The organism is Pantoea sp. MQR6 (assembly GCF_022761075.1).
Classification (GTDB): domain Bacteria; phylum Pseudomonadota; class Gammaproteobacteria; order Enterobacterales; family Enterobacteriaceae; genus Pantoea; species Pantoea phytostimulans.
Window position 1 is genome coordinate 122,128 of record NZ_JAKYXB010000005.1, and the last position, 17,062, is coordinate 139,189.

A 17,062-nucleotide genomic window follows, 5' to 3' on the forward strand; every position below is an offset into this window, starting at 1 on the left:
TATTCAGCAAAACGTATCCGTTAGGCGTACTTAAAAATCTTTCTCATGTTTCCGCTTTCGTTGTCGATAACCTGATTGCTGGCTGAGTGATGATTTCACTCAGCATTTATTTTTTCATTTCAGGCGATAAGGATATTTATGAACAAGCTTTGTGTTGTGGCGTTGTTGGCTCTGAGTTTAACCGGCTGTGCGCAGCAGACTTTCGTAATGAAACAGAATCAAGTTGGCGCGGCGACGAAAACCACTAGCCAGCCGTTCTTTGTTTCAGGTATCGGTCAGCGTAAGAGCATTGATGCAGCGCAGGTGTGCGGCGGCCAGGAAAAAATTAGTCGGGTTGAAGTGCAGCAGACGTTTGTTAATGGCTTACTGAGCGTGGTGACGTTTGGTATCTACACGCCACGTGAAGCGCGCGTTTATTGCGCCATCTGATAATGCCTCAGGCCGGTTCGCCGGCCTAATCCTGCGCCTGTTATTAAATATTGTAACTATTAAATTCTGCTGTCGTACCGCTGCGCGGCTTGCCTGCTGACGACGTTACTCGAAACGAGTTCAGGCAACGTCGTCCAGCCTGGTAAAAGCAGTGGTAAGCTGTTGAGGCATGTCAGTCCGTTTTGAGCGAGAAGCGGACATACACTAATGACTACTGAATATTTTCATAATTTCAAACATATCTTCCCTGTTGCGCATGCCAGCAAAAAAGCCCGCCAGTAGCGGGATACACGTTTTTACCTGCGTCTGCAAAGCGCAAAAAAAACGGCGCATTAAGCGCCGTCAGAAACAAAAATCTGCTTTGCAGTGATCAAAGGTCACCCTGGTGAGGGCTACATATTTATCGGCTTCGCGCAGTGAATATTCAGTAAAATTCATTATTCCCCGAAGGCAAAAAAAACCGCCATCTAAAGCGGGGTGAATCAGGGGTGAGATTCAGAACGGCTTACTGTGACCGGAACCAGCAGGAACCGTCACCCTTTAAGGCTGGTAAGGAACGTTCCGCCGCACAAGCGAAGCCAGCTGCCGCCCTTTTCGCACCGCACCCTGCCACCCTGGCAGATTTAACATAACAGTGCTATTGCCCCGCCGTATAGCTCCTCAGCGCAACTCTGGCGCGTGCGGGCCGTTTCAGGCACCTTTCCCCGACCAGAATCCTGAAAAACGCCTCTGATGATTTCGATGCGGCTGCATGGTTATGCACTGTCATCTGCTCGCCACAGATTTGAGCATTCCAATGCTAGCAATGTCCGCTCCTGGCACAAAGCGGACATGCGGCAGGGCAAGGTCTGCTAAGAGCGATCAGCGGACGCTGAAAATCTTATGAGGCTGGCGTTTAACAATGAATGTTCCTGGAAGTGCTAAAGCTCAGGAATAAGAAGTACATCAAAAATGTTTAGGATATGAAGACAGGACATTTTCAGTAGGCCAACATTCATTGGCCCCTCAAATTATTTAGGACACAAGGCTTACAGTTGAGTGATACGCGTATCTGCGATGGTTTCCGCGAAATGTTTCCCAAATAAGTCTGCGGGCGTCTGGAAACCAGGCTTTGCATCTCCCGCCAGCACTCTTCGCGCTGCCTCCGCTGCGGCTATCGCAGTAAAACTGTATCCATTAACCGTGTCTAGCAGCATTTGTACTGTCTTTCCTTCAGCGTCTACTATTTCGGCAACAGCCTGGTAACGACTGCTTTCACGCTCTTTTGCTGAAGGGCCATCGGGTAATGTAGATAAATCCCCTTGTGGAAACCCAATCCCACTAACGTGTACAAATGTAGAGATATCAGGGATGCCCGTTGTTTTCCAGACAGTGACCAGGTCCGGCAGGGTTACTGGAAAACATTCTCGTGCACCACTGCCAAAATCAAAAGATCTCAGTTCGCCGGGGTCCTTCGGCACCAGCTGTCCATTGAGTCTTATGAGACATTCAGGCGATAAATTCTCCATCGCGCTCACAGCTGAGCCCCGTGACATTGATCCGGCCACGTTCAGTGCCAGAGAAATGCTTACAGGATACTTTACCCGTTCTGCGGCATGTACTGCGAGGCACCCCAGCATTGCTACCGATCCTCCACACCCCGGTAGCAGCATAACGCCTGCGGCGCTCGCATCCTCTTCATAGGCTTCAGCCAGCCTGTAACTGTCCTGTTCTGCGGCAATATCGAGATAGTGAATCTTATTGCGTACCGCTGCGTTTATCAGGGCATCGGCAGTGTACGCAAAAGGCCCTGCGCAGTTGAGCAATACCGTAACATTTGCCAGCGCCTCATCTATTTCAGACGGATTTTCAAGAGAGAAAACTTTGTATGGTAAGTTCAGCTCACTGGCCATAGCGACAAGTTTATCTTCACTACGGCCTGCAATAGTCACCGGTATGCCCGAATCTAATGCGTGTTGAACAATCATGCTTCCTGTATACCCGGTAGCGCCATAGATCATCATAGTTTTCATATTCATCCTGTGTAACAGTGCACCCGTTATGCTGGTTTAGCATCTGAGTTCATATAGTAAGCGTGTACGGCTTATGGATTGTGTTGCCAACTTTTATAGACAAACTCAATGCTATATCCGTCTGGGTCTCTGACCTGGGCTGCGTAATAACGGGGGTCATAATGCTTCTGTGCTCCCGGTGGGTGAATTTCGGTTGCACCAGCAGCAAGAGCTTCAGCATGCGCCGCGTTAACCATGGACTCCGATTCTGCGATGAAACCTACGTGGACAGCATCAGCGCAAACAGTCCCCTGCCTGAGCCAGAAAAATATCCGGCCATTTGCACCAAATCCTTTGAGGTCAGGGTGTCCGTGAGGCCCCTGTGCACCGTCATAGTCATGGCGGTTTACGATGCCAAGAACAGGCAGTACGCGCTCATAAAATGCGATTGAACGTACGGGGTCACTGACTGAGATAAAAATATGATCAAGCAAAATAAATTCCTTTATCAGACGTTATAGCCACCCGCAACCTCGATTGACTGCGCATTGATCCAGCCCCCATCGTCCGTCAGCAAAGAGGCAATCACCCGAGCGACTTCATGAGGCTCACCAACGCGTCCCAGCGCAGTTTGTGAAGCGAGCAGAGATTCAAATTCGTCATTAAGCCCACCGCCAAGTTCAGTGCGGATGGGGCCAGGTGATACTGCGTTCACTCTAATCCCGCGTTCGCCAAATTCCTTCGCCATATAGCGACTCAGGACTTCAAGCCCCCCCTTAAATGCTGCGTAAGGGGCGACACCAGCGGTGGCGACACGCGTGGTAGCGCTTGTGATATTGACAATGCAGGAGTCTCTGCGCAGAAGAGGCAGCAGCTTCTGTGTCAGAAAGAATGGCCCCTTGAGATGCACATTCATCAAGCCATTAAATTGCTCCTCAGTTACGGCCTCAATGGGGTTAAAGAGTCCGTAGCCGGCGTTATTTACGAGGCCATCAAGACCTGTTGTATTCCATTGTGCTTTCATCACCCGCTCAAGTGCAGCTCGGAACTCATCAAAACTACCGACGTCGCCAACATTCAGCTTCATAGCAATGGCTTTACCACCGGAGGCTTGGATGCTCTTGACAACGGATTGCGCTGATTCAGCCTGGTTGTTCCACGTCAGAATGACGCCAAATCCACGCCTTGCACACTCGATCGCTGTGCTGGCACCAATTCCCCTGCTGCCCCCGGTAATCAGAACGTGTTTCATGATGGCTCCTGTAAGTGAAAGAATACGCTACACAGGTTACGCACCGGGATTATCGCTGGCTTATGCGATCCTCTTTGATTGTTGCCCGATTCTGCTTTTATGTTGTTGTGGGTAACGGAGACGTGTTATCAATCGCTGATGGAAAATAAATTACGCGAACTACGAGAACTGGCATCCGGAGCCGGAAATCAGCGGACAGAGACGGGAATTCCCCGGGTAGCAATGGTGCAGGGAGAAATTCCTGAGCACAGACTTTCTGCTGTTTATGAGCCTATGATTAATCTGATCCTGACAGGTTCAAAAAGCATGACTGTCGGCGGAAGGACATTAAACTACAATCCAGCTACTTATTTTGTCATGTCAGTAGACTTACCCGCAGTAGGAAATGTGTTCCCTGATAACGTTACAAATGCACCTTATCTGGCTGTCAGCCTGACGCCCAAGCCTGAAATTATTGCCGATCTGCTGGACAAGATTCCCGGCAATGGTGACGCTTATCTCTATCATTCAGGATTTTCAGTAGCGCCAGTCACACGGGAATTACTGGATGCATGGATTAGAATGCTGTCCCTTATCAGAAAGCCTGATGAAATTGCCGCTCTGGCTCCGGCGTATGAACGGGAAATTCTTTTTCGTGTACTACAGGGCCCCCTTGGATGGATGCTAAGGGAGATCGCAACGCCTGAAACCCACCTTGCAAGGATTTACAAGGTGATCAACTGGATTAAGACAAACTACACACAAGCCATACGTGTAGGGGATCTGGCTGAAATGGCAGCGCTTAGCGTGTCCGCTTTTCACCGCCACTTCCGCGCCATAACTGCCTTAAGCCCCATGCAATACCAGAAACAAATTCGCCTGATGCATGCCCGGCTTAAGCTCGCCACATCGGGCGAAAATATTATGAATGTCGCGCTATCGGTGGGCTATCAAAGTCACACTCAGTTTAGTCGGGAATACGCAAGACAATTTGGATTACCGCCCTCAGCTGATTTGAAAAAAATCTCCCTCAGCCATGCTCGCAATTAGCGCAATGTGAAGATTGCCTGCCAGAATTTTATTCGGTTGTCCTGGCATCAAACGCAGCCTGAGCAAGTGTCACGTCAGAACTGTATTCAATGGTCCAGTTAAATAGCGCCTGAAACGGCGCTTCCAGAGTGCGTCCCAAAGGGGTAATGCTGTATTCAACTGCAATCTGAGACGATGGAATGACGCGACGGGCAATTATGCCGTTTCGTTCAAGACGGCGTAAGCATTGAGTCAGTGACTTCTGGGTAATGCCATCCATGCACCGCTTTATCTCGTTAAACCGCAATGGCTTGCTGCACAGAGCGAAAAGGATTGAGACAGACCACTTGTCAGTTATTTGATCCAGTAATAACCGGCCTGAAGCCTTGTCCTCGCATGAATGACCGGGGTAATACTCCGGACTGTGCGCTTGCCTGTTGTTTGCTGACATACAGTTTACCTCCGTATACCTGGGTGAAAAAAGGTGCCTAATTGACACTAGGTATCCACAGTATACCATCTGAATCGCCAATCATAAGGAGCAAATTATGTCAGTATCACTCAGTGAAAATGTTGCAAACAAGCTTGCTATCATCGATTCGCTTTACCGATATGCGGCAGGAATTGATCTCAAAGACCCGGAGTTAATTAAAGGGGCCTTTACTGAAGATGCGGTGTCTGACTTCCGCCCTGCGGGAGCTAAAGCGGGTTTTGAATATCCTGTCCTGGAGGGTAAAGAAACGATAGCTGATGCATTGCTGAATTCGCTTAAGCCGATTGTCACCACTCATTCAGTGACGAACCCACGTGTAACTATCGATGGAGATAAAGCATATTTGGAGGCGATTGTGGAAGCACAGCACTTGCCTGAATCCGATCCCTCACGCCACTATCTGATGAAAAATCGTTATGACGTTGAACTTTTAAAGCAACAAGACGGCTGGTTCATATGCCGGGTCACAGTTGATAATGTCTGGAGGACGGGTGACCCGACAGTGCTGGCAGGAGTGTAAGGTTTACCGGAACATTGGATAACCAGAATTTCTGAGATATGCAAATGTACTGAAATCTTTATTGTGTGTGCCTTATCTTAAAACAACGGTGGATGAAGGAGCATTAAATCATCCATCGTTAAAAGAAAAGAAGGATGTTTCATATTCCAGGTTAATGACACCATCAGGGCCACTTCAATAGATTTTGATATCTATATAATCATTCTGATGTCCGCTTCTGGCACAAAGCGGACGGTCGCATCCCTACGCTGCTCCGCGCAAGGCGCATCTTGCCGCCAATACAAAAACGATCATGCGCATATACAGAGAATCGGCAGAGCCTGGCGCGGCTGTAGAGAGCAGGAGTAATACAGGCGCTTTGAGTGCAGGCTTTACTCAGTGCCTGCAGTCTTAAGCCGGGTGATAGAACGAAGGAGGCTGGCCCGTCACGCGGCGAAACATAGTCGCAAAGGATGAACCATTGTCATAGCCAAGCGACAATGCCACTTCATTCACCGGCTTGCCCGTTATCAGCATTGCCAGCGCGCTGACCACGCAGGCCCGCTGGCGCCAGGCGGAAAATGACATGCCGGTCTGCTGCAGGAAATGGCGGCGAAAGGTGCTGGCACTCATAAACATCGCCCTGGCCCAGCGTTTAGCAGGATCGTGGACAGTTGGCGCGAGTAGAAATGTCTGACACAGCGCCAGCAGCGCAGGCTGCCGCGGCAATGGAATATCGAACTCGCGCGCTGGCATGGCTGCCAGTTCCAGTAGCAGCAGGTTCATCAGCGCGCATTCGTGGTCGCTCTCATAGAGCGGAGGCAAATCGACAGCCTCAAGCAGTAACTGACGCAACAGTGGCGAGACGCTGATAACGTCGCAGCGGTTACGGTGGATCAGGCGCGCCGCGCATTCGGGCGCGATATACAGGCTCCGCGTCGTCACGCCGACAAACTTTACCGCATGCAGAGTTTCAGGCGGGATCCACACCGCATGCTGTGGCGGCACTACCCACTCCCCGTCACGGGTGGATACATGCATCTGACCGGTTGCGCCATACAACAACTGCGCGCGGCGATGCCGATGGAGAGGCAGTAAAAAACCCTGCGCATAATCATTGCCGATCGCGACCACGTCACGCGCCAGACTATCAACATTGTCAATGCTCACGTTGCGCACTTTTGCCTCCTTCTGACCGGTTTGCAAGGGTAGTTGAGCGCTGCGCAAATGGGAAGTGGCGCGTAAGGGGGATAAGCTGCGGGTTCAATTTCATAGCGGAACATTCCTTTGAACGACATCCTTATTATTGCTCTGGCAGGGTTCACCACTGGTATCACAACGGTGCTGTTTGGCTTCGGCGGCGGCTTCGTTGTGGTGCCTTTTGTCTATCAGCTGCTGCGCCATCAGCCTGATATGACAGGGAATGCATTACATATCGCCGTCGCCACCTCGACGGCGGTCATGATATTCAACGCAGGCTGGGTCAGCTATCGAAACTGGCGTGCGGGCAGTATCTCAGCGCAGGCATGTCTGCCGCTGCTGTGGTTCATCGCCACGGGCGCAGTGGTTGGCTCGTGGCTGGCAGGGTTGTTGAGCGAAGAATGGGTTCGCGTACTGTTTATCCTTTATATGCTGTTGACGATTGGCGACTGCCTGCTGCGCAAAGGTTTCTTCAGCGGCAGTGCGCCGCGCCGTTTATCGTTTGCGACAGTGACTGGCGGCGGGATAGTGATTGGTGTCATTGCCGCATTGCTGGGTGTCGGCGGCAGCGTTATGACGGTGCCGCTGCTGCGGCGACACGGCTATGCGATGCGAGACTGCACCAGCGCGGCCAATCCCCTTTCGCTGCCAGTGGCGCTGTGCGGCACCGTAACTTATACGGTGAGCGGCTGGCAAAAAATCCCGGCAGAGGGCTTCCTGGGTTTCATCAGCCTGAAAATTATGGGCTTACTGGTGCTGACGGGTTGGATGGGCATTCTGTTTACCCGCCGGGTGATCCCAGCCGTCCCCGATGTCTGGCATGCGCGAATCTATGTGCTGCTGTTGTGCGTCGTGCTGCTAGCTATGCTGTTGTAAGCATAACGTGCACTATGAGGGAAGAGCGGAGGTACAGCGGTCCTGATGCTTGTGCCGCATGCTTATAGACGCTGTACGTTCCACCCTATAAAAACGAGAGCGCTTAATTACTCAACTCTCGAACTGTCAAATACCGGAATCGGTCAGGGTAGCCCTCACGTGAGGAAGACTCTGGGGATAATTTTGCTGAATAAACTCAATCATTTTTTCCCGAACGTGACAGCGTAAATCCCAGGCGATGGGGGAATTCTGAGCGGTCATCAATAATCTGATAGTCATGGTTTTTTCACTCGTATCAGTAACCTGGAGCACCTGAGTTTGTTGATCCCAGAGCTTTGTTTCACTGAGAACTTTTTCAAAATGCGCTCGGAGAGGATCTAACGGCATGGAATAATCAACGTAAAGAAAAACAGAACCTAAAATTTGTGCGTTATTACGTGTCCAGTTTTGGAACGCATTTTCTGTAAAGTATGTGATGGGTAACACCAGTCGGCGCAGGTCCCAGAGACGCACCACAACATAGGTCAGGTTTATCTCTTCAATCCAGCCCCATTCTTTTTCAACGACCACAGCATCATCAATTTTTATCGGCTGCGTAAAGGCTATCTGAATTCCGGCAAACAAGTTAACAAGGGATTTCTGTAAGGCAAAACCAATGATTATTCCGGCAACCCCGGCACCCGCCAGAATTGTAGTGCCGAATTTTCGAACACCAGGAAAACTGAGTAAAATCAGAGAAACACAGAATGTCACGAGTACGACGATAGCGACTTTTTTAACATAGATTATCTGAGTGCGAATTTTACGGGCGCGAAGATTATTCGAAAGATTAATGTCATAACGTATAAAAAGCATATCCTGCGCAACATTAGTCAATCGAATCAAAACGGAGCAGAAGGATAATATAATAAATACATGAGTGGTTGTTGTAATAAAATTAAGTGAGTCAGGTTGAATGTTTACATAATTGACCCCTACGCTTATTAACAATAAGGGAATGAAAAGAAACATTGATCCACGAAGGTGCTTTTCAAGTGATTTGAATAGCTTCTTATCACGACTCTGCCAGTAGCGGATGAATCTGAGAAGGATAAATCGCGCCAGAAAACCGAGTGCGAGTGAGAGAGTGACGAGCAATACAGCAGGCACCCATGATGGAGTGCCAGATAACTCACCAAATAACGATGGCATTATTTTCCCTTATATTCAGCCAACAACTTTACGTTGTCAGACAAGTCAAAAAAACAGTAACCATTCTCTTCCTGGTTATCTGCGGATTAGCTAATTCACGCGCATGAGTATATGAAAAATATAATAAACTGGCCTCCTCAGGACATGAAAAACATGGGGTAATTCCTGGTTAACGCTTCCTGCGTACGATGAGTTCAGTATGGGTTCTGTTCACCGTTTTTGCTTTTTCAACGTGTTAAAGTCAGCTTTTGGCACAAAACGGACAGACTAGCCGAGAAGTGCCAGAAGCGGATATCAGTGTCAGGTTGGCCCTGCCCCGAAATACTGCTCCATTCAGAAACAGAATTTCGGCATGATATTCACTTTTCTGAGCGGTGGTTGTGCCGATGAAAAAGTCACGATTTACCGAAGCGCAGATTGTCTTTGCCGTGAAGCAGGCAGAGCTGGAGCAGGAGAGTTCGCTTGAAGGAGCGGGTTGCCGACCTAAGCCTCGCCACAAACCACGCCGTGTGCCCTTGCAGCTCCGGGCTACGTGGCAATTTCAATGTTGAACTGATTCTGCTTTGAGGATTCCTACGTGACCACCTTTTATCAACTTACTGCCACCAGTTTGCGTGGCCAGCTCATCCCTATGGCCGACTATGCTGGCAAGCTGGTTCTCGTCGTTAATACCGCCAGCCATTGTGGATTTACGCCACAATACGCAGGCCTTGAATCGCTTTACAAGAAGTACGCCGCCCAGGGTCTGGTGGTGCTAGGTTTTCCCTGCAACCAGTTCGGTAAGCAGGAACCCGGCGGTGCTGACGAAATCGCGCAGACCTGCCACATTAACTATGGTGTGAGCTTCCCGATGTTCGAGAAAGTGGAGGTCAACGGTGCCTTAACGCATCCGGTGTTTCGTTATCTGAAAGACGAATTGCCCGGCGTGCTGGGTGGGCGGATCAAGTGGAACTTCACTAAGTTCCTGATCGGACGCGATGGCAAACCGCTCAAGCGTTTCGCACCGATCTCCACCCCTGAAAAAATGGAAGCCGCGATCCTTGCTGCACTTGAAATCTAATACTTCCTGTAAATCACACTATTTCCTTTGAGGGAGCTTCCGGAAAACTAATTACAACCGTAAGAGGTTATCGTCCGTTTCTCGCTCATAGCTGACATGCGCACGCTGCACTAACAGGGGCTCAGGTTGAGTAAGCTTTATGTCAGTCTTGTAATGGCTTAGAGAAACATACAGCCTCTTCCCGGCCTATGTATGGTCCGTAATTCTCAATGCGCACGTAGCCATTTTTCTTATAAAAATGTACTGCCCTGTGGTTAACAAGCCGGGTTTCAAGCCAGAGTTCGGTATATCCCATGCTCTTCGCGGAAGTTTCGAGGAAAGTAAGTAAAGCATTACCAATACCTGGAGAGCTCCGGTCTGAAAACATCCTTTTAAGTTCCGCTATATTCCCTGTTAGCGGTCGGATAGCGCCACATCCTATCGCATCGCCCTTTATGTTTCTTGCCAGTGCCCACAGTGATCTGTCCCCATTCATTGAGTCTGATGTGAAGTTGCTTTTGCCACTATCACCGGTAATGGTGGCAAGCTCTGCTGACAGTTTTTCTGTTAAATAATGAGAATCTGGAGAACGTGGATCTGATATTTCTACTGTGATCATGCCGTTACCTTTCGTATAAGTATCCGCAGGATAGAAAATGCTGATGGTGAATGCATCATCCTTCAATGGATGATAGTGAATAGCCAGACTGCAACATACCGCCATCACCGATGTCACTACGTCCGCTTTTCGCACAAAGCCGACCGGGATTTTTATGGAGGCAGGTTTCTTACCACTACACCCTATTCCATTCTTCCTGCTGTGAGCGCGTTAACCCAGTCAGGGCGATTGTTAGCCAATGCAACCTCGGCGGCTTTTTCCCAGTTATAGGCTACCTTATGAAACGCTACGGACCATTTATCGTTGCACTTTTCCAGAATCGCATAGCGGGCATGCGGTGAACCGCTTTCCATTTTATGATAATAGGGCTGATCATCTTCATAGGCCTGAAAACCAACACTGCCGGGATTCACGATAAGGCATCCTGAGCTCAGTTCAAGGCTTCGGGGGATATGAGTGTGACCACAGAGGATAAGAGAAGCGGTCTGATGTTCCACATACTCATTCACCCTTGCGTGAGAAGAGACTTTGACGCCTGATTCCGTCACCTCTTCAAGAAGATAAATACTGTCATCACCCGGAACCCCATGAACCATTAGGATCTCGTCATGAAGGGTTAGCTCAGCAGGCATATTTCGCAGCCAGTCCCAGTGTTCCGGTCTGAGATGCCTGCACGCATGGCTGTCGGACAGCCCCATTCTTTCAGGTTGCGTTTCAAGCAACTGCCGTTCGTGATTACCTTTTATCGTGGGGAAATTCAGCGGTAAAAGCCTCTCGGCCGTTTCTGCCGGGCAAAGACCACCAGAAAAAACATCGCCAAGATTGACAACAAAATCTACTCCCCGGGTTTCGATATCCTGCAGCACGGCATTTAGCGCGAAAATATTTCCATGAATGTCCGAAATCGCTGCCATTTTCATCATCAAACTCCTGTTTTCTTAATCAGATACCTGGTTTTCTCTAATTGCTTTTTACCCTTGCATCAAGGGGTTAAGATGGGCTTCCGCTGGCCCATCCTGTTTGATTAACAGGCTCCTATATTTTGGTCAGCTTTTAGCTCATAGCCACTCAAAATTGTGCCATGGGGATGTTTTCCAGAGGGATATACGCATGCCTGCATTTAATCCAAAGCAGAAGTTAAAGGCATGAGGACTATCAGGAAAGTTTGATAACATTGACCGCGATAACGCTCAAGGCCAGGCCAATCAGGATGACACCAGAGATACGTTCCAGCCAGGGCAACATTTGCGAAAAGTACCGCAGGAACAAGCGATTGCCAATGAATATTGCCACCAGCAAATCCCACAGCAGCACGATACTAAACATCCACACACCATAGGCGACTTTCAGACTCATCGCCGTATGGGTCCCGCCGAGCAGCGTGGCCAGGCTGACGTAAAACAGTGCGTTTTTAGGGTTGAGAATACCAGACAAAAAGCCCATGCCTGACTCACGGTAAGGACTCATTACGTCCGCAGATTCTGTCTTAAGGGCATCTGCTTCGACATTGTGTTCAGCAAGGGAATTCCTGCCAGCAAAGCGGATAAAAAGTTGACCGATGTACAGTAAATAGGCACAGCCTGCGAGCTGAATAGCAATAAAGCTGATGCTGTCCGGTCGGAAAAGCGTTATGCCGCTGAAAGCGGCGAGAATAAATACGCCGTTCGCGATCGCTATTCCCAGACATACATTTGCTGCACGCCGCCAACCGGCTCTTATTGAGGTACGTGCAACCAGGAAAAAATCCGGACCGGGCGACAGCAGCGCCAGAAAATGTGCCGCTGCCACGAAAAAAAATTGTTGCATCACAGTATGATCCTCTTAAAAAAAATTTTTAACAGGATGCAAAACTGGAACAGCATTGTATTGAATAAAATTGCATTTTGCTCAAGCCCGATAGCAGCCCGGCGTTACACCAGTATGAGCCTTAAATACACGCTGGAAGTGGCTTTGATCGGCAAAACCCAGTCGGTAGGCAATATCGGTTATTTCATGGCCTGACTGAAGCCAGCTGCGCGCCTGATTAATGCGAACATTCAGTTGATAAGAGTGCGGCGTCATTCCGGTCGCAACGCGAACCGCCCTGATCAGCTGATAACGACTCAGCCCTGAGAGGTTTGCCAACTCTGTTAACCCCCATGGCTGCCGCTCGGTCTGTTGCAGTGCATCTATAACGCTTCTTACTGCCAGGCTGGCACAGGGCGACACGGCCGGGAATGTTTCAACCATATTTTCGCCGCAGTCACAATCGCCAATAAACTCTATCAGCGCAGCATTTTTATCTTCATTACTGGCGGTTGAAAACAGGACGTTATTCAGTTCACAGAAGCGACGATAGACAACGTCTTTATCAACCAGTCGAATTTCACTTTCACTGATGAACCCACCCGACAAATTGCTCATTTCTGCAACTAAAGCACTTAACCAGCCGGCATCCAAGTGCAGCATCTGATAGCTCCAGCTCTGGTCAGGCAGAGGATTACAGGCATGAACACAGCCACCCGGAATGAAAACCATCATTCCGGGCCGCAACGAGCATGGGCCAGATGTCGCGCCAGTGAAAGTACTACCGCCTGCATCAACCGCGCCTATAGAAAAAGTCGGATGACTGTGTGGCTTATAACACGCGCGGCTGTTACAGGCGCGGCGACTTTCTACATAGTTAACGGCCGGATCGCGCCAGAATTCTGTCCGGCTGTCTGTGCTGACGTTATCGTTACTGCTGAGGCTCGAATCCTTAGCGGTGTGCATGGGTCTGATGATCATGGCTGTTTCCTTCCTGATGCCAGTGGACCGGGTCATGCCAGCATGGCGTGAAATCATCCATGATGTCATTAATTTAAAGAGAGAGAACTCTGCAGCCTGCACTTAGTTTGCACAGATGTGTTGCCGCGGGTTTTATCATTCTATGGAATTAGGCTCTGATGCTTATTAACTTCAAGAAATCGCCAACTAGAATGCTGGAAAAGGGGAAGAAATGCTTTTCCCAATAAGGTTCACCGATCACCAAAGTGAATACAATGTCAGAAAACACTATCTCAATCCTCATTTAGACTGGTAAAAGCAAAAACGAGGTGTGGTTCTTGCTGCCGGTTCATTACGTGAAAAGCATAACGATCAACCTGTCGGAGCGCTATGGGTCGTGAAAGGCTGAGCATGAAGAAGAGGCCTTATCCATATTTTCCGATGATCCTTTTTGGGTCCATGGCTTGCGAGCATCGGCTGAGGTTTTATCGTGGAGCCTGGCCTTTGAGGACATGCTTAAAGATTGATGTCCGCTTTTCACTCATAGCGGACCTTGCCCTACTCAATGTCCGCTTTGTGCCAGAAGCGGACATAGTTAACACAGTAAGTTAATCAACAGGGACAGGTCAGCTAACTTCCATTTTTACAGCTAACATACATAAAAACTTTTCTTCTCCTCACTGTAAATAAAGGGAATAAGATGGCTATTACGCGTAGAGATTTTTATAAGTTGGCCGTCGGCTCTGCGGTTGGATTAGCGGTTCTCAGGCAGTCTCCTTCGGCACTGGCTGAAATGCGGCCAATCCCGATTAACTTAAAGCAGGGCGCGGGTGATAAAGGGGAAACGCTGAGTGGGTTGCCACCTGCGGGTTCTCAGTGTTCGGTGAGCGATTTTGACTACCAGATTAAATATCAGCGTGCTTTTGAGGCTGTTCTCTGGAATATGCCAGCTATCGCCATCTACAGTTTCCGCCGGGCGGCGTTTACCGACCTGGGACTGAAAGATAACGATATTATTGCCTACTCCGCTCCGGCAACGCCAAAGCTGGAAGCCATCACGGCCAACAGCACCACGCCATACATTTCTGCTTTTACCGATCTTCAGAAAGGCCCGGTTGTGCTCGACGTTCCGGCAACGACTGCCGACGGAAGTTTATATGGTCAGATTGTTGATGCATGGCAGTTCACCATTGCGGATATCGGCCCCGCAGGGCTTGATAAAGGACAAGGCGGCAAAATTCTACTGACGCCACCAGGCTATGAAAAACCTGTTCCTGAAGGTTATATTCATGTCCCTTCGCCAAATTACCGCATTGCCCTTGCATTCCGTTCCGTACCGGCAAAAGGTAAAACCGCTGAGGACGCCTATCACTACTCAAAGCGGCTTCGCATGTATTACCTGTCAGAGGCAGGTTCACCTCCGCAGCAACGTTTCGTCGATCCAATCAATGACCGATACCCTACGTTACCGTTCTACGATGAGCGTCATTTTGAAGACCTGCATGCGGTTATGAGCGTAGAGCCGGTGCAGGAACAGGATAAAGTGATGATGGGCATGCTGATGTCTCTGGGGATCGAACATGGCAAGCCTTTTAAACCCGATGAAAAAACCAGGAAAGCCATGCGTCAGGCAGCGATAGACGCCTGGTTCTATCTGCAATACTGGTTTGATAATTTTCCTCAAGAAAAGCTGTACTGGCCCGACAGACATTACGCATCACTGCTTCAGGCTGACGAGAATAAAAAATTCACGTTTGTCTATGACAACCGCATTGACCTCATCAACCGCGCGGCAGAATACTTCTGGTGTACTTACATGCCTAAAGAGCTGGGTAATTCGCCTGCAACACAGTATCTCATGGCGATGGCTGACAGCGACGGCAACCTGCTTGAGGCGGGTCAGCTATACAAGATTACCGTGCCTGCAAAGATGCCGGTAAAACAGTTCTGGGCCTTATCGGTTTATAACCGTGACACGATGTCTTTCATCTATTCCGATTCGAACCGTACGACTCTCTCTTCGTATGATATGGATAAGATGTCGAAAAATTCAGATGGCAGCGTCACGCTCTACATTGGGCCTAAAGCTCCGCAAGGACTGGAAAATAACTGGATCCCCACCAGTGGAAAACGACCTTTGCCCGCAATGCGTTGCTACGGGCCAACTGACGAATTAAACAATAAAACCTTTAAATTGCCCGATTTTGAACGAGTAAATCACTGACTATCAGACATTAATACGTTGTCAGATAACATTTTGACAGCGTAAGACAATATGTCCGCTTTTCGCTCTTAGCGGACTTTTCCAGACTTAACGGTTACATAGCCCCTCTTCCGCTACCTTCAGCAGATCGCTCGCTTTCCCTTTTTTCGACCTTAATTAAGTCTATAAGACTAACTGGCGCGGCCAGATTCAGGGCTGGTACTTGCCGTTGCCATCAGCCCCCAGCCGTTAGGCCCGAAACTCCGCTTCTGGCGGAGCTTACCGGTTCTGCCGGTTAAGGAACTGCCCATCGGCCAGATGCCTGGTTTAAACTCCTCATCCCCGCATTATCATATTCATTTCGTAACGGAAGGCAGCAAGCCCGATTGTGCATATCCTTCAATAATTTCGTCAAAGAGGTGAATATCGTTCCGGCTTCTGGCCATTAGCTGTGCGCCGGCAATAGCGGAAAAAATAGCACGCGCGCGTTTTTCGCCGTCTTCAGCACTGGCGATACCTGCTTCCTGAAGCTGCGTATTCAACCACACCACATTCACGTCAGCGAATTTCTGTATCTCTTTTTTCACCGGCTCCGGCAGATCATCATACTCAGCAGCCATAAAGCTGCCCATACATAGCCGGTTCTGGCTTTCAAGCGAGCGGCGAAATATATGCGGATAACGGATCAGACTTTTAAGTGCATTCAGGTAATTTCCTACAAAGCACCTCAGATAACGCGCCAGCAACGGACCAGTCAGATAGCCGGCACCAAACAGCATAAAAAGCATGCTTTTTATCCTTTTGTGGCAAAGCCTCTGGAAAAAAGATAACCGCGTTGACAGAAATGCCATCCTACTAGTAGGATGGCATTTCTGGTTAATTCTGTGTTAATAATTAAAGCATACGTACATGCTGGAGAATAAAATGTCGCTGAATATTAAGCCGATGCAAAATATGCCCTCTCATTACTGGCTAAAAAAATATTATTATTTACGTACCGGATTTTCATTAATGTGGGTTGCAGCCGCTTTTACTGTTGGTCAGCACTCATTTGGTTTAGCCGCTATTTTACTGGTTATCTATCCTGCCTGGGATGCGTTAGCCAATTATATTGATTCAACTAAGAGCGGTGGCTTCGGAAAAAATCGCATGCAGACCATCAATATTATTGTCAGCATAATCACTACGCTGGCAGTGATATTAACAATCACAAAAAGCATGAATGCAGTCATTGCTGTCTTTGGCGGATGGGCAATTTTATCAGGACTATTGCAGCTTGGGGCGGCGATTCAACGCTGGAAAAATAATAACGCTCAGTGGAGTATGGCTCTTAGTGGTGCGCAGTCCGCCCTGGCTGGGACATTTTTTATTTTTCAGGCTCAAATGCCTGTTCCACCTTCCATTATTAACATTGCTGGTTATGCGGCCTTTGGCGCTTTCTATTTTCTTGTTTCAGCCGTATCACTCACGGCGATCATCAGAAAAAATAAACCGGTTAGCTTTTCTTAATCAAAGAG

At 48.9% G+C, this 17,062-nt stretch carries 18 protein-coding genes; 7 read left to right on the forward strand and 11 right to left on the reverse strand.

Annotated features, from left to right (window positions below):
- Positions 1-138 precede the first annotated feature (138 nt).
- The gene (locus MUG06_RS18065) at positions 139-429 is read left to right on the forward strand and encodes a Bor family protein (protein WP_243079530.1); all 291 of its coding nucleotides are present in this window, start codon (positions 139-141) and stop codon (positions 427-429) included.
- A 1,028-nt stretch (positions 430-1,457) separates the two neighbouring features.
- On the opposite strand, the gene MUG06_RS18070 is transcribed toward MUG06_RS18065, so the two are convergent.
- From MUG06_RS18070 to MUG06_RS18080, 3 genes are all read right to left on the reverse strand, one after another.
- Complete coding sequence (locus MUG06_RS18070) at positions 1,458-2,441, reverse strand: saccharopine dehydrogenase NADP-binding domain-containing protein (protein ID WP_243079531.1); 984 nt, start codon at positions 2,439-2,441, stop codon at positions 1,458-1,460.
- A gap of 71 nt (positions 2,442-2,512) precedes the next feature.
- Positions 2,513-2,914 carry a VOC family protein gene (locus tag MUG06_RS18075; RefSeq protein ID WP_243079532.1) on the reverse strand — a complete coding sequence of 134 codons (402 nt, stop codon included), beginning with the start codon at positions 2,912-2,914 and terminating at the stop codon, positions 2,513-2,515.
- Between the two features lie 14 nt (positions 2,915-2,928).
- Complete coding sequence (locus MUG06_RS18080) at positions 2,929-3,672, reverse strand: SDR family oxidoreductase (RefSeq protein ID WP_243079533.1); 744 nt, start codon at positions 3,670-3,672, stop codon at positions 2,929-2,931.
- Between the two features lie 138 nt (positions 3,673-3,810).
- On the opposite strand from MUG06_RS18080, the gene MUG06_RS18085 reads away from it, so the two are divergent.
- Positions 3,811-4,701: an AraC family transcriptional regulator gene (locus MUG06_RS18085; protein WP_243079534.1), complete on the forward strand. Its 891-nt coding sequence runs from the start codon at positions 3,811-3,813 to the stop codon at positions 4,699-4,701.
- 28 nt (positions 4,702-4,729) lie between these two features.
- On the opposite strand, the gene MUG06_RS18090 is transcribed toward MUG06_RS18085, so the two are convergent.
- Entirely contained in the window at positions 4,730-5,200 is a 471-nt protein-coding gene (locus MUG06_RS18090; protein ID WP_208294490.1) for a helix-turn-helix domain-containing protein, read from the reverse strand.
- Between the two features lie 28 nt (positions 5,201-5,228).
- Between MUG06_RS18090 and MUG06_RS18095 the strand changes: the two genes are divergently transcribed.
- Complete coding sequence (locus MUG06_RS18095; protein ID WP_243079535.1) at positions 5,229-5,693, forward strand: nuclear transport factor 2 family protein; 465 nt, start codon at positions 5,229-5,231, stop codon at positions 5,691-5,693.
- A gap of 390 nt (positions 5,694-6,083) precedes the next feature.
- On the opposite strand, the gene MUG06_RS18100 is transcribed toward MUG06_RS18095, so the two are convergent.
- Positions 6,084-6,851, reverse strand: a complete 768-nt coding sequence (locus MUG06_RS18100) for a helix-turn-helix transcriptional regulator (RefSeq protein WP_243079536.1) — start codon at positions 6,849-6,851, stop codon at positions 6,084-6,086.
- 108 nt (positions 6,852-6,959) lie between these two features.
- On the opposite strand from MUG06_RS18100, the gene MUG06_RS18105 reads away from it, so the two are divergent.
- Entirely contained in the window at positions 6,960-7,748 is a 789-nt protein-coding gene (locus MUG06_RS18105; protein ID WP_243079537.1) for a sulfite exporter TauE/SafE family protein, read from the forward strand.
- A gap of 126 nt (positions 7,749-7,874) precedes the next feature.
- Here the strand turns inward: MUG06_RS18105 and MUG06_RS18110 are convergent, their stop codons facing one another.
- Positions 7,875-8,939 (reverse strand): mechanosensitive ion channel domain-containing protein, encoded by a 1,065-nt coding sequence (locus MUG06_RS18110; protein ID WP_215844751.1) that lies wholly within the window; start codon positions 8,937-8,939, stop codon positions 7,875-7,877.
- 577 nt (positions 8,940-9,516) lie between these two features.
- On the opposite strand from MUG06_RS18110, the gene MUG06_RS18115 reads away from it, so the two are divergent.
- Entirely contained in the window at positions 9,517-9,999 is a 483-nt protein-coding gene (locus tag MUG06_RS18115) for a glutathione peroxidase (protein ID WP_243079538.1), read from the forward strand.
- 142 nt (positions 10,000-10,141) lie between these two features.
- Here the strand turns inward: MUG06_RS18115 and MUG06_RS18120 are convergent, their stop codons facing one another.
- The 4 genes from MUG06_RS18120 to MUG06_RS18135 form a co-directional block, all read right to left on the reverse strand.
- Entirely contained in the window at positions 10,142-10,597 is a 456-nt protein-coding gene (locus MUG06_RS18120) for a GNAT family N-acetyltransferase (protein ID WP_243079676.1), read from the reverse strand.
- Positions 10,598-10,779: 182 nt separating this feature from the next.
- The gene (locus MUG06_RS18125; protein ID WP_243079539.1) at positions 10,780-11,520 is read right to left on the reverse strand and encodes a metallophosphoesterase family protein; all 741 of its coding nucleotides are present in this window, start codon (positions 11,518-11,520) and stop codon (positions 10,780-10,782) included.
- Positions 11,521-11,752: 232 nt separating this feature from the next.
- Positions 11,753-12,403 (reverse strand): LysE family translocator, encoded by a 651-nt coding sequence (locus MUG06_RS18130; protein ID WP_243079677.1) that lies wholly within the window; start codon positions 12,401-12,403, stop codon positions 11,753-11,755.
- 81 nt (positions 12,404-12,484) lie between these two features.
- Complete coding sequence (locus MUG06_RS18135) at positions 12,485-13,363, reverse strand: AraC family transcriptional regulator (RefSeq protein ID WP_243079540.1); 879 nt, start codon at positions 13,361-13,363, stop codon at positions 12,485-12,487.
- A gap of 679 nt (positions 13,364-14,042) precedes the next feature.
- Between MUG06_RS18135 and MUG06_RS18140 the strand changes: the two genes are divergently transcribed.
- Positions 14,043-15,566, forward strand: coding sequence for a DUF1214 domain-containing protein (locus MUG06_RS18140; RefSeq protein WP_243079541.1), 1,524 nt, complete (start codon positions 14,043-14,045; stop codon positions 15,564-15,566).
- A 335-nt stretch (positions 15,567-15,901) separates the two neighbouring features.
- On the opposite strand, the gene MUG06_RS18145 is transcribed toward MUG06_RS18140, so the two are convergent.
- The gene (locus MUG06_RS18145) at positions 15,902-16,333 is read right to left on the reverse strand and encodes a hypothetical protein (protein ID WP_243079542.1); all 432 of its coding nucleotides are present in this window, start codon (positions 16,331-16,333) and stop codon (positions 15,902-15,904) included.
- A 136-nt stretch (positions 16,334-16,469) separates the two neighbouring features.
- Between MUG06_RS18145 and MUG06_RS18150 the strand changes: the two genes are divergently transcribed.
- Complete coding sequence (locus MUG06_RS18150; protein WP_243079543.1) at positions 16,470-17,054, forward strand: DUF308 domain-containing protein; 585 nt, start codon at positions 16,470-16,472, stop codon at positions 17,052-17,054.
- The last annotated feature ends 8 nt before the right edge of the window (positions 17,055-17,062 follow it).

What these genes read in the sequence shown, in the direction of transcription:
- MUG06_RS18065 (WP_243079530.1), top strand. Translation starts at nt 139, where the DNA reads ATGAACAAGCTTTGTGTTGTGGCGTTGTTGGCTCTGAGTTTAACCGGC.
- MUG06_RS18070 (WP_243079531.1), bottom strand. Translation starts at nt 2,441, where the DNA reads ATGAAAACTATGATGATCTATGGCGCTACCGGGTATACAGGAAGCATG.
- MUG06_RS18080 (WP_243079533.1), bottom strand. Translation starts at nt 3,672, where the DNA reads ATGAAACACGTTCTGATTACCGGGGGCAGCAGGGGAATTGGTGCCAGC.
- MUG06_RS18085 (WP_243079534.1), top strand. Translation starts at nt 3,811, where the DNA reads ATGGAAAATAAATTACGCGAACTACGAGAACTGGCATCCGGAGCCGGA.
- MUG06_RS18090 (WP_208294490.1), bottom strand. Translation starts at nt 5,200, where the DNA reads ATGGTATACTGTGGATACCTAGTGTCAATTAGGCACCTTTTTTCACCC.
- MUG06_RS18095 (WP_243079535.1), top strand. Translation starts at nt 5,229, where the DNA reads ATGTCAGTATCACTCAGTGAAAATGTTGCAAACAAGCTTGCTATCATC.
- MUG06_RS18110 (WP_215844751.1), bottom strand. Translation starts at nt 8,939, where the DNA reads ATGCCATCGTTATTTGGTGAGTTATCTGGCACTCCATCATGGGTGCCT.
- MUG06_RS18120 (WP_243079676.1), bottom strand. Translation starts at nt 10,597, where the DNA reads ATGATCACAGTAGAAATATCAGATCCACGTTCTCCAGATTCTCATTAT.
- MUG06_RS18125 (WP_243079539.1), bottom strand. Translation starts at nt 11,520, where the DNA reads ATGATGAAAATGGCAGCGATTTCGGACATTCATGGAAATATTTTCGCG.
- MUG06_RS18130 (WP_243079677.1), bottom strand. Translation starts at nt 12,403, where the DNA reads ATGCAACAATTTTTTTTCGTGGCAGCGGCACATTTTCTGGCGCTGCTG.
- MUG06_RS18135 (WP_243079540.1), bottom strand. Translation starts at nt 13,363, where the DNA reads ATGATCATCAGACCCATGCACACCGCTAAGGATTCGAGCCTCAGCAGT.
- MUG06_RS18140 (WP_243079541.1), top strand. Translation starts at nt 14,043, where the DNA reads ATGGCTATTACGCGTAGAGATTTTTATAAGTTGGCCGTCGGCTCTGCG.
- MUG06_RS18145 (WP_243079542.1), bottom strand. Translation starts at nt 16,333, where the DNA reads ATGCTTTTTATGCTGTTTGGTGCCGGCTATCTGACTGGTCCGTTGCTG.
- MUG06_RS18150 (WP_243079543.1), top strand. Translation starts at nt 16,470, where the DNA reads ATGTCGCTGAATATTAAGCCGATGCAAAATATGCCCTCTCATTACTGG.